Source organism: Falsiroseomonas oryziterrae, from assembly GCF_021864505.1.
Lineage (GTDB): Bacteria > Pseudomonadota > Alphaproteobacteria > Acetobacterales > Acetobacteraceae > Falsiroseomonas > Falsiroseomonas oryziterrae.
Genome location: NZ_JAKJIB010000103.1, coordinates 1 through 11,773 on the forward strand (window position 1 = coordinate 1; position 11,773 = coordinate 11,773).

The 11,773-nt window shown below is 71.1% G+C and carries 11 protein-coding genes; 4 read left to right on the top strand and 7 right to left on the bottom strand.

The genetic code is table 11. The features are described 5' to 3' along the window. Together L2I40_RS10610 and L2I40_RS10615 are read left to right on the top strand one after the other, a co-directional pair. On the top strand, window positions 1-1,215 hold a 1,215-nt coding region (locus L2I40_RS10610; RefSeq protein WP_237214877.1), incomplete at its 5' end, for an amidase. A 14-nt stretch (window positions 1,216-1,229) separates the two neighbouring features. Beyond that, window positions 1,230-2,528 carry an amidase gene (locus tag L2I40_RS10615; RefSeq protein WP_237214878.1) on the top strand — a complete coding sequence of 433 codons (1,299 nt, stop codon included), beginning with the start codon at window positions 1,230-1,232 and terminating at the stop codon, window positions 2,526-2,528. 10 nt (window positions 2,529-2,538) lie between these two features. Here L2I40_RS10615 and L2I40_RS10620 read toward each other — a convergent pair whose 3' ends face one another. Genes L2I40_RS10620 through L2I40_RS10645 form a run of 6 tightly spaced genes read right to left on the bottom strand, consistent with a single transcriptional unit; the run spans window position 2,539 to window position 8,245 of the window. Further along, a complete protein-coding gene (locus tag L2I40_RS10620; RefSeq protein WP_237214879.1) occupies window positions 2,539-4,059 on the bottom strand; it encodes a tripartite tricarboxylate transporter permease in 1,521 nt (506 codons plus the stop codon). Window positions 4,060-4,071: 12 nt separating this feature from the next. Beyond that, window positions 4,072-4,563, bottom strand: coding sequence for a tripartite tricarboxylate transporter TctB family protein (locus tag L2I40_RS10625; protein WP_237214880.1), 492 nt, complete (start codon window positions 4,561-4,563; stop codon window positions 4,072-4,074). A gap of 13 nt (window positions 4,564-4,576) precedes the next feature. Beyond that, on the bottom strand, window positions 4,577-5,563 hold the full coding sequence (locus L2I40_RS10630; protein WP_237214881.1) for a Bug family tripartite tricarboxylate transporter substrate binding protein: 987 nt from the start codon (window positions 5,561-5,563) through the stop codon (window positions 4,577-4,579). Window positions 5,564-5,608: 45 nt separating this feature from the next. Further along, window positions 5,609-6,493, bottom strand: coding sequence for a BKACE family enzyme (locus L2I40_RS10635; protein ID WP_237214882.1), 885 nt, complete (start codon window positions 6,491-6,493; stop codon window positions 5,609-5,611). Window positions 6,494-6,505: 12 nt separating this feature from the next. Beyond that, window positions 6,506-7,402, bottom strand: a complete 897-nt coding sequence (locus tag L2I40_RS10640) for a BKACE family enzyme (RefSeq protein ID WP_237214883.1) — start codon at window positions 7,400-7,402, stop codon at window positions 6,506-6,508. Between the two features lie 12 nt (window positions 7,403-7,414). Further along, window positions 7,415-8,245, bottom strand: a complete 831-nt coding sequence (locus tag L2I40_RS10645) for a sugar phosphate isomerase/epimerase family protein (protein WP_237214884.1) — start codon at window positions 8,243-8,245, stop codon at window positions 7,415-7,417. Window positions 8,246-8,464: 219 nt separating this feature from the next. Here L2I40_RS10645 and L2I40_RS10650 point away from each other — a divergent pair, with 219 nt between their 5' ends. Beyond that, entirely contained in the window at window positions 8,465-9,193 is a 729-nt protein-coding gene (locus L2I40_RS10650) for a GntR family transcriptional regulator (protein ID WP_237214885.1), read from the top strand. Between the two features lie 10 nt (window positions 9,194-9,203). Here the strand turns inward: L2I40_RS10650 and L2I40_RS10655 are convergent, their stop codons facing one another. After that, window positions 9,204-10,793 (bottom strand): ABC transporter substrate-binding protein, encoded by a 1,590-nt coding sequence (locus tag L2I40_RS10655; protein WP_237214886.1) that lies wholly within the window; start codon window positions 10,791-10,793, stop codon window positions 9,204-9,206. A 173-nt stretch (window positions 10,794-10,966) separates the two neighbouring features. Between L2I40_RS10655 and L2I40_RS10660 the strand changes: the two genes are divergently transcribed. Beyond that, window positions 10,967-11,773 (top strand): amidase family protein (locus L2I40_RS10660; protein WP_237214887.1); only part of this gene is annotated, 807 nt, incomplete at its 3' end.

The following is an 11,773-nucleotide window of genomic DNA, read 5'->3' on the forward strand; positions in this document are numbered from 1 at the left end:
GCCCTCGTCGAGGCCTGCCTGGAGCGCATCGCCGCGCGCAACGGCACGGTCGCGGCCTGGTCGCATCTGGATGCGGCCGCGGCGCGCGCGGCGGCGAAGGCCCTCGATGCCGGGCCGGAGCGCGGGCTGCTGCACGGCATTCCCTTCGGCGTGAAGGACATCATCGACACCGCCGACCAGCCGGCCAGCTACGGCTCGCCGATCTATGTCGGGCACATGCCCGGCCGCGACGCCGCGACGGTGGCCGCGCCGCGCGCCGCCGGCGCCATCCTGCTCGGCAAGACGGTGACGACGGAGTTCGCGAACCGCCGCCCGGGACCGACGCGCAACCCGCACGACCCGACGCGGACGCCGGGCGGCTCCTCCTCCGGCTCCGGCGCGGCGGTGGCCGATTTCCAGGTGCCGCTCGCGCTCGGCACGCAGACCGGCGGATCGGTGCTGCGGCCGGCTGCCTATTGCGGCGTGGTCGGCTTCAAGCCGAGCCTCCAGCATTTCGGCAATTCCGGCGTGCGCACCAACACCGAGGCCTATGACACCGTCGGGTTGATGGCACGCGCGGTGGAGGATGTCGCGTTGCTGCGCGCCGCCATCATGGAGATCCCCCACGCGGCGCCGCGGCCCGTCGACGCGCCGCGCATCGCGATCGTGCGGACGGCGCATTGGGACCAGGCCTCGCCCGCGACGCAGGCCGCCATCGCCGACGCCGCGCGCGCCTTCGCCGCCGCCGGCGCGCAGGTGAGCGAACTCGAACTGCCGGCCGAATTCGCCGGGCTGCGGGAGGCGCACCGCATCGTCTGCGGCTTCGAATCAGTGCGGAACTATGCCGATGAGCTGGAGCGATCGGGCCATCTGGTCAGCGCCGATTTCCGTGCCGAGCGCGCCTCGGTCGGCGAGGCCGCGACACTCGCCGAATTCCGCGCGGCGCTTCGCCTCGGCCATGCCTGCCGGGCGCGGATGGATGCGATCATGGCCGAGAGCGGGCTGCACGCGCTGCTGACGCCGAGCGCGCCGGACGAGGCGCCGCCAGGCCTCGCCCACACCGGGCAGCCGATCTTCAACTATCTCTGGACGAACATGTCGGTGCCCTGCGTCACGCTGCCCTTCACGCGTGGCCCGAATGGCATGCCGATCGGCGTGCAGCTGGTCGCGCGACGGCACGAGGATGCGATGCTGCTCGACGTCGCGGCCTGGGCCGAACGCGTGCTGGCCGGCTGAGGGGGGACACAACCATGTCGGCAACCCTGCAGGATCCCGCGACCCTGACGGCAAGCGAGGCGGCGGAGGCCATCGCCGCCGGACGCCTGAGCGCCGAGGCGCTGGTGCGCGCCTGCCTCGACCGCATCGTCGCACGCGACGCCGCGGTGCAGGCCTGGGCGTTCCTCGATCCCGACCTCGCGCTGGCGCAGGCCCGCGCGGCCGATCGCAGCGCTCGTCGCGGGCCGCTGCACGGCGTGCCGGTCGGGCTGAAGGACATCATCGACACCTACGACATGCCGACGCAGTGCAACTCGCCGATCTGGGCGGGGCGGCGTCCCTATGCGGACTCCGCCTGCGCGGCCGCGATCCGGGCGGCGGGCGGCGTGATCCTCGGCAAGACGGTGACGACCGAATTCGCCAATCGGCACCCGGGCCCGACGCGGCATCCGATGGATCCGGAGCGGACGCCCGGCGGCTCCTCCTCCGGCTCGGCGGCGGCCGTCGCGGACCACCAAGTGCCGCTCGCGATCGGGACGCAGACCAGCGGCTCGATGATCCGCCCGGCCGCCTTCTGCGGCATCTGGGGCTACAAGCCGAGCTTCGGCGAGATCAGCCGCGTCGGCGTGTTCCAGCAATCAGGCTCGCTCGACACGCTCGGGTTCTGCGCGCGCAGCCTCGAGGACGTCCAGCGGCTGCGCGCCGTAATGCTGCGGCTGCCCTACCAGCCGGTGTCCGCTGCGCCGACGGCGCCGCGGATCGCGCTTTGCCGCACGCCGCAATGGAACCAGGCGAGCGCCGCGGCGCAGTCGGCGCTGGAGGATGCGGCACGTCGGCTCGCCGCCGCAGGCGCCCGGGTGACGGAGCTGGAGCTTCCGCCGGCGCTGTTCGGCGACTGGCTCTCGGTGCACCGGCGCATCGCGAATTTCGAATCGGCACGAAACTTCGGCCATGAGCGCCACCGCCACCGCGACATGCTGAGCAAGGATCTCGGCGAGGGACGGATCCGCGACGGCGAGGCGACGCCGCTTGAGGCCTATGTCGCTGCGCAGCGCAGCGCCGAGGCGATGCGCGCCTGGGCCGAGGATGCGCTGTCCGGCCTCGACGCCGTGCTGACGCTGCCGGCGGCGGGCGAGGCGCCCAAGGGCCTGTCGGAGACCGGCAACGCGACCTTCAACTCGCTCTGGACGATGCTCTACACGCCCTGCCTGACGCTGCCCTTCGGGAGCGGGCCCGGCGGGATGCCGCTCGGCGTGCAACTCGTGTCGCAGCGGCACGAGGATGAGCGGCTCTTCGCGACGGCGGGCTGGGTGGCGAACACGCTGCGGGAGTAGCGGCGCGGCGTCAGGCGCGGCCCTCTTCGAGCACGAGCCGCGTCCGCCGCTTGCTCCAGGCCGTCGCGGCGAGCGAGAGCACCATCAACGCGAAGATCGCGATCGCGGCCGGCCGCTCGAACACGTAGGAGAGGTCGCCGCCGCTGACCTGCATGGAGCGCAGGAACTCCGTCTCCAGCAGCCGCCCTAGCACCAGGCCCACCACCGCGGCCGCCACCGGGTAGTCGAAGCGCACCATCAGGTAGCCGATGATCGCGAAGACGAAGAGCGTGAGGGGACCGGCCATCGAGCCATCCACCGAATAGGTGCCGAGGCAGCAGACCGCCAGGATGGCCGGCAGCATGTAGCGCGTGCGCACCCGCACCACCGTGCTCGCCGCATAGATGAAGGCGACGCCGACGAAGAGCAGCGCGATGCCCTGCACGATGTTGTTGAGGATGATCGCGTAGGCCATGTCCTTCTGCTGGTCGATGAAGGACGGGCCCGGCACGATGTTGTGCATCATGAAGGCGGCGAGCAGGATCGCGGTGGCGCCGCCGCCCGGGATGCCGAGGGCGAGCATGGTCGCCATCGAGCCCCCCTCGCCGCTCGCGACCGCGGATTCCGAGGCGACCACGCCGGCCGGATTGCCGCGGCCGAACTCCTCCGGGTCCTTCGCCGTGCGCTTGGCGTCGGCGTAGGCGAGCAGGTTGGCGATCGAAGACCCGACGCCGGGCAGCGCGCCGATGATGATGCCGATAACGGAACCGCGCAGCATCAGGCCTGTGTAGCGGAAGGTGCCGACGCAGCCGTCGAGGATGCGGCGCAGGCTGATCCGGCGCATCTCCTTGCCGCGGATCACGTAGTCGCGGGCCGCCATGCCGAGCAGTTGGCTTGCGGCGAGCAGGCCGAGCATCGCGGGGACGGTGGAGATGCCGTCGAGCAGCTCCGGCATGCCCATGGTGCCACGGATGAAGCCGGCGGTATTCATGCCCACCGTGCCGAGCAGGATGCCGAAGGCGACCGCGAGCAGCCCACGCGAGACATAGTTGCCGCCGAGCGAGCCGAGCAGCAGCAGCCCCCAGATGCCGATCACGAACATCTCGAGCGGGCCGACCTTCAGCACGATGTCGGCCATCGGCTTCACCACGAACAGCAGCACGACATAGCCGAAGATGCCGCAGAGCGTGGAGGCGAAGAGCGCGTAGCCCAGCGCCTCGTTGTGCAGGCCGCGCTGGGCCATCGGGTAGCCGTCGAAGGTCGTGGCGACGGAGGAGGTGGTGCCCGGGATCTTGAGCAGGATCGCCGGTACGGAGCCGCCGAACCCCGCGCCCGTGTAGACGGATGTCAGGAAGACGACGCCCGAGAGGAAGTCCATGTGCAGCGAGAAGGGCATGCACACGGCCATCGCCATGGTCACCGACATGCCCGGCATGGCGCCGAAGACCAGGCCGATGATCAGGCCGGGGATGATCCAGCCCCACGACCCGGCCGAGGTCGCCAGGATGTTGAGCGCCCGGAGGAAGGCCGGGATGTCGATCAGCAGGTCCACGCGGCCGCGACCCTAGAGCAGGGTGTTCGGCATGGGGAACGGCACGATCAGCGTGAAGCCCCAGACCAGCAGGAAGGCGGTGATCGCCGGATAGGCCAGCAGGTGCAGCGGTCGCCGCTCGCCGCAGATCGCCATGGTCGCGAGGATGAAGAGCCAGGTCGCGATGTCGAAGCCGAGCCAGGGGATCGCCACCGCATAGACGCCGAGTGCGGCGGTGACCGCGATGACGCGCACGCGTCCGCCCGGCTCGTCCTCCTCATCCGCCGGATCCGCCTCGACGGGCACTTGCGCGGGGTGACGCGCGGGGCGCAGGCATTGCGGCAGGATGAAGAGCACCAGCCCGAGGCCGAACAGCGCGACGGGCTGGATGAACATCAGGTTCTGCGGGCTGGTCGAGACGGAGCGCGCATCGAGCAGGTACCAGCCGATGGCGAGCGCGATGAAGCCGAGGAAGGCGACGTGCCCCCATTGGACCCGGTAGTCGCGCCCGCCGATCCGCAGCATGCCGTTGGTCCCGTCAGGCCGGCCGCAGGAGCGCTGCGTGGGTTTCCATCACGGCGCGCACGCGGCGGAAGGACGCGTTGGATTCCTCCGGCCCGTACCAGGTCGTCTCGAGTTCCTGCCTGGCCAGCGCCTCGACGGCGGCGGGATCGTCGGACACCGCCTTCACCGCAGCGAGCAGCCTCTCGTAGCGGTCGGGGTGCTTCTGCCGCAGCGTCGCATGGACGGCGAAGCCGCGCTGCGATCCGGCGACGAACTCCTGCACATTGAAGGCCTCGCGGAAGGTCGGCGCGGCATAGGCGTCGCGTCGCTGCGCCTCGAAGACCAGCAGGGGGCGGATCATCTGCCGGATCGGGAGGAAGCCCTCGCCGCCGACCAGGCCGATATCCACCACGCCGCCCGCCGTCGCGTTGCGCACCGGCCCTCCGCCGTCATAGGTGACGATGCGCACGCGGCTGCGCTCCACGCCGATCGCCTGCAGCCAGAGTGCCAGGTTGACGAAGTCGGCGGAGGCCGCCTGCACGCCGAAGGACAGCGCGCGCGGGTCGGCGCGCAGCCGCGTGGCGACCACCTGAATGTCGGTCAGCGTCTGGTTGTTCGCCGAGGTCGCCATCAGGGTGAAGTCGCGCGCCGGGGTGTTGAGGATGTCGAAATCCTCCGGCCGGTAGCGCGCGCCCTGGAACATGCCATTGATGATCACGAAGGGCGCCAGCGCGGAGACGAGGACTGTGTGGCCGTCATCGGGCTGCTGCAGGAAGTAGGTGTGGCCGAGGACGCCGTTGGCCCCCGGGCGCGAGACCTGCACGATCGGCCGGCCGAGCACGCGCTCCATGAAGGGCGCGTAGGCGCGCGCCAGGCGGTCCGTATAGCCGCCGGGCGCGAAGGGGTTGACCATGTTGATCGGGCGCGTCGGCCATGGGGCCTGCGCCGCGACCATGGCGGGCGCCGCCAGCACGGCCAGGGAACCGGCCAGGGCGGCGCGGCGCGTCAGGCTCTCGGTCATCCGTCTCTCCCGATCTTGCATCGCTTGCGATCCTGCATGGCGTCGTCAGGCGCGCGCGGCTTCGGCGCGCGCAGGGATCCGCAGCATCCGTCGCGCCTCGGCCGGGGTCGCGACCTCGCGGCCCATGTCGCGCGCCATGGCGACGATGCGGCGAACCAGTTCGGCGTTGGTGGGGCAGCCGAGCTCGGCATAGTGGTAGTCGCCGAGGCCGGGCGCGACATGGCCGCCACGCGCGATCGCGACCGCCGCGCAGGGGAAGATGTTCGCGTACTTGGTGCAGACGCACCAGAACAGCTCGTCGAGCGACGGCATGGCGTGGAAGAAGGCTTCCAGCCCCTCCGGCGTCGCGGCGTGGCCTGCGACGAGGTCGCCGCCGCAGAGCGGAATCTTGGCGAGCGCCGGCTTCTCCAGCAGGCCCATCTCCATGAAGATCGCCGTGGTGCGCATGAAGGAGACGTTCCAGATCCCCACGCTCGGCTTCACGCCGAGCTCCTTCATCACGCGGGCGAAGTAGGTGCAGCTCTCGATGCTGTTCTCGTAGACCTGCTTCGTCGTCTCGAAGCGCCCCGCCGCGCGGTCGAAGCGGTCCATGTTGGTGCTGCCGATGTCGATCGTCGCGATGTCGGGCATCGCCGCCTCGACATGCTTCACGCGGTCCGCGGCGTCGCCCTCGAGGTAGACGTTGCCGAGGGTGGTGTGGATCAGGATGTCGCTCTTGGCGCGGATGCGGCGCGTGATCTCGGCATAGAGCTCCGGGCTGTGGCTCTTCTCGCCGTTCGGGCCGCGCGCATGGACGTGGACGATGTTGGCGCCGGCGGCCGCGCAGGCCAGCGCGTCCTCGGCGATCTCCTCCGGCGAATAGGGGATGTTCGGGTTGGGCCCGCGCATCTCCCACTCGTTGAGCCGGACGTTGATGATGAGCTTCTGCATCTGTCCGGTTCCCTACGCCGCCTGCGTCGCGCGCTGCGGCAGGCCAAGCATCTCGCGGGCCTCGTCGGGCGACGCGACGTCGCGGCCCCAGGCGCGGGCGAGATTGGCGAAGAACTCAACCAGCTTCGCGTTGGTCGGATAGCCGAGCTCGGGATAGGGATAGTCGCCGATGCCGGGCGAGAGGTGCCCGCCATTCTCCAGCGCCACCGCCGCGGCGGGCAGCAGGTTCCCTTCCTTGCAGGTCACCGTCCACTCGATGCGCTTGTCCTTCGGCAGGCAGCGCAGGAAGGCCTGCGCGCCGTCGATGGTGCAGGGATGGCCGCCCAGGATCCCGCCCTCGCAGAAGGCGAACTGCACATAGGCCGGCTGCTGGAAGACGCCGCTGTCCATCAGCGCATCGGCGGCGCGCAGGAAGGGGATGGTCCAGCAGGTGAGGTGCGGCTTCACGCCGGCCTCGCGCATCCGCTCGGCCAAGTAGATGCAGGTTTCCGTCGTGTTGACGTAGGTCTTGTTCGTCGTGCGGAAGCGCTTCGCCTGCGCGTCGTAGACGTCGAGGTTGGTGCTGCCGACATCCACCGCGGCGAGGTCGGCGCGCACCTTGCTCTCGCCCATCCTCACGATGTGCGCCGCGCGCTTCTCGTCGCCATGGATGGTGTTCTGGCCGAGCGTCGAGTCGATCAGCAGGTTCGACCGGGCGCGGATGCGCTCGACGATCTCGAGGTAGTCCTCGGCGTCGTGCGACGGCGCGCCGTCCGGCTTGCGGGCGTGGAAGTGGATGATGGCGGCGCCCGCCGCCTCGCATTCCGCCGAGGTCTCGGCGATCTCGGCCGGCGTGAAGGGGACGTGCGGGTTCGGGTGGCGCGGCATGTACTCGTTCACCCGCACCATGATGATGACCTTCTTGGCCATGGCGCTTCTCCCTCAGGCCGCGGCCAGGATGCGCTCGGCGCGGGCGGCGAGCAGCGCCCGGTCCTCGATCATCTCCTCGACGCCTTCCCAGGCGAGCATGTAGTGGCCCCGATAGCCGGAGGCTTCGATGAGCGCGAAGGTCGCCTCGAAATCCACGTTCCCCTCGCCGGGCCGCAGATGCTCCTCCTTGCCGCCGCGGTTGTCGGCGAGGCGCACCTCCTCGAGCCGCGCCGGGCCGAAGGCGGCGAAGAAGCCGGCGATGCCGCAGGGCAGCATGTGGGCGTGGTTGACGGTGAAGGACCAGCCGTAGGCGGCCGGGTCGAGGCGGTCGAAATAGTGCCGCGTCTCCTCGATGTCGCAGGCCAGGTAGCGGACCTCGGCGTCCATGGGCTCGGGATTCATGTTCTCGAGCAGCAGGCGGACGCCGCGGCGCTGGGCAAGCTCGCCAAGGCGCTGCAGCCGTTCGATCGCCGTCGCCATGCGGCGCGCATAGTCGCCAGTGAAGTGGAAGCCGCCATGCATCACGATCCAGCCGGCATTCAGCCGGGCGGCGATGTCGATGTAGCTCGTCAGGTAGTCGTCCACCGCCTCGCGCAGGAAGGGCGCGGTCTCGCCCATGTTGACGGCCGACAGCGTGTGGAGGCCGACCTGCAGTCCTGCCGCATCCGCGGCGCGACGCACCGTGCCGACACGCGCATCGTCGAAGGTGGCGAACTCGTTCCCGGTGTCGCCGAGGCGGATATCCGCGACGCGGACGCCAGAGCGGGCGGCGCGGGCGATGGCAGCCTCGATGGGCAGGCGCGCGCCGAAATCGATCCCGATGCGCTCGGCGAAGCCAGGCATCCCGTTCCTCCCCGCGCGAGTCTTGGCCGCGCGATTGTCAACGATCAGCAGCACAGCCGACCAGCACAGGGCCGGTCAAGCCGGATAATCTCCATCGACCGAAATCCCGGGCGGCGCCCACCGGGGCGGCTGCGACGCCGGGGCCATGCTGGATTGTCGACACCACGCCGTGTCGAAAGCCTTTTGGATATCGCGCCCGCCCGGCGTATGGAGAACACCATGACGGTGACACGCCCCGCCGATACGCCACAGGCCCAGACGCATGCCGACCGGATCTTCGAACTCGTCGAGCGCGCCATCGTCTCCGGCGAATTGCCGCCCGGCAGCCGGCTGGGCGAGGAGGCGCTCGCCGCGCGCTTCGGCGTCAGCCGCGGCCCGCTGCGCGAGGCGCTGCGCCAGCTCGAGGGCCGCGGACTCGTCGTGCGCACGGCGCATGCCGGCGCACGCGTCGTCACGCTGACCCGCGCCGACCTCGCCGAGATCTACGAGATCCGTGCCAATCTCGAAGGGCTTGCCTGCCGCCTCGCCGCCGCGCGCGCCAGCGAGGCGGAACTCGCGGCCCTCGAGGCGCTGCTCGATGAGCACATGCGGGCGGCTGTGCTGCGTGCGGACGAGGCCTATCCGCAGGAGCGCGGCGTGCCGGACTTCCACTTCGCCCTCGCCGCCGCGTCGAAGTCCCGGCGGCTCGAACGGCTGCTGTGCCACGACTACTATTCGCTGGTGCGGCTCTTCCGGCACCGCACCAGCCACCGCGCGGGCCATGCGCTGCGCGCCTTCGACGATCACCGCCGCATCGTGCAGGCGCTGCGCGAGCGCGACGGGGAGTTCGCCGAGCTGCTGATGCGCCGCCACGTGCAGACGGCGCGGCGCGAGCTCGAGGCGATGGACGAGGTCTTCGCCCCCGGCGAGACGGTGGTGCCCTGGCCGGGCGTCGCGGCAGGCGACTGACGCCGAAGCGTCAGTTCCCCGGCCGCACGCTCATCGCCAGCGTCCACTCGTCGGCGCGCGCGGCATGCACCAGGCCGCGGCGGTGGCCCCAGAGGTTGATCTGGTGGTGCATGGGCACGAGCCCGACGTCACGCATCGCGATCTCGGTCGCGCGGATGAAGATCTGGCGCCGCTGCTCGTCATCCATGGTGGCGAGGCCCTGCGCGACCAGCCGGTCCACCTCCGGGTTCGAGTAGCGGGAGCGGTTGGAAGCGCCCTGCCCCGTCGCGCGGTCGAAGGTCGCGAGCAGCGAGCCGAGCGGCGATGACGCTTCCGCCGTGTCGATGCCCCAGCCGCCGAACAGCATGCTGTAGTCTTGCCGGCTGGCCGCGGCGATCCAGGTCGCGAAGGGCAGCGCCTGCACCTGCGTCCGGATGCCGACGCGCGTCAGCATCTGGCCGAGCGCCTGGCAGATCCGCTCGTCGTTGACGTAGCGGTTGTTGGAGCAGTGGATGGTCAGGTTGAAGCCGTTCGGGAAGCCCGCCTCGGCCAGCAGCCGGCGCGCGCCCTCGGGGTCGTAGGCGGGCGGCGGCAGCGTCGGCGTCCAGCCGAACCAGTTGCGCGGCATGAGCTGGCCCGTCGCCTCCGCCGCGCCGTCCATCACGCGCGTCACGATCGCCTCGCGGTTCACCGCGATGTTCACCGCCTGGCGGACGCGAAGGTCGCGGAACGGGTTCTGCGCCAGCGGCCGGCCCTGCGCGTCCGTCACATGCGGCGAGGATCGCTCCAGGTGGTCCACGAAGACGTACATGTTGCGGTTCGACAGCGCGCGGCTGACTGCGGTGCGGGGATCGCGCTCGACGCGCGCGATGTCGCCGGTCGGCAGCGCATCGATGATGTCCACGTCCCCCGACAGCAGCGCGGCGACGCGGGAGGCCGGGCTGCGCATGAAGCGGGTGGTGACCTGGCCCCAGGGCTGCACGCCGTCCCAATGCGTCTGGCTGCGCTCCATCACCAGGCGGTCGCCCTGGGTCCAGGAGACGAAGCGGTAGGGGCCGGTGCCGACCATGACGCGGCCGCTGTTGTAGTCGGCGGTCGTCGCACCCTCGCCGTGGCGCTTCGACACGATGCCGAAGGTGCTCATGTAGGTCGGCATCAGCGGGAAGGGCGTCGAGGTGCGGAAGCGGATGGTGTGCGCGTCCACCACCTGCGTCTCGGCGATCTGGCGGATGTAGAGGCCGAAGGAGGAGGGGCTGTTCGGCACCGCCGGCGCGCGGGCGATGGTGAAGGCGACGTCCTCGGCGGTGAAGGGCGATCCGTCATGCCAGGTCACGCCCTGGCGCAGGCGGAACTCCCAGGTGCGCTCGTCGATCGCCCGCCACGAGGTGGCGAGACCGGGGACGAGGCGCTGCTGCTCGTCCTGCAGGATCAGCGGCTCGAAGAAATGCGCGGCGACAGCCTTGTTGGGTGCCAGGTTGTGGAAATGCGGATCGAGCGAGGTGATGTCCGCCTCGACCGCGATGCGCAGGTTCGGCGCTGGCTGGGCGGATGCCGCGGCGGCGAGCGTGGCGCCGAGCAGGAGCGCGAGGGCACGGGGTGCATGGCGGGCTGCGCGGCGCATCTCGGCGATCCCGATTGTTGACGAGGGCGCAGCGTCGTGGCTGCGGCGGCGCCCTGTCAAGGCGCTCCGCCCAGGTGCATCCGCGCATGGGGCACAGGGGCGACGCAATGTTGTTGACAAAGTGGGCAGCCTGCCGTGCCATGCGTCATCGCAGCACGCCACGGAGCCGCCGCGTGGACGTCCTCCCCGTCGAGCCGCTGTCCCCCGCCGCCCCGCAGCGCCGCCTCGCCTACGATCCGCGACGGCCCTTGCTGCGGCCCTATGCACCGCAGGCGTCCGCCTTCCGCAGCGGCGCCTCGACGCCCCGCGCCTTCCTCGAGGCCCGGATCGAGACCATCCTGCGCGACGAGCCCGCCATCGCCGCCTTCGTCGTCCACGACCTCGATGCAGCGCGCGCCGCGGCGGACCGCGCGACGCTGCGCTGGCGCGAAGGGCGGCCGCTCTCCGCCGTGGACGGCATGCCCTTCGTCGTGAAGGACATGATCGAGACGGCGGACCTGCCGACGCAGATGAACAACCCGATCTTCCGCGGCTGGCACGCGCGGCGCGACGCCGCGTCCGTGCTGGCGCTGCGCCAGGCGGGCGCGATCGTGCTCGGCAAGACGGTGACGACGGAATTCGCCTGCGGCAATTCGGGACCGACGCGCAACCCTTACGACACCGCGCGGACGCCGGGCGGATCCTCCTCCGGCTCCGCGGCGTCGGTCGGCGCCGGCATGGCCTGCCTCGGCCTCGGCACGCAGACGCACGGCTCCACGATCCGTCCCGCGGGCTATTGCGGCGCCTATGCGCTGAAGGCGACGCATGGCGCGCTGCATGTCGGGGGCCTCGCGCCGCTCGCGCCGACGCTCGACCATCTCGGCCTGATCGGCGCGAGCCTCGAGGATGTCTGGGCGGCCGCGGCCGCGATCGGGCGGCGCGCCGGCGGCACGCCGCCGCATCCCGGGATCGCCGGTCCCGAGACGGCGCCGCCGCCGCGC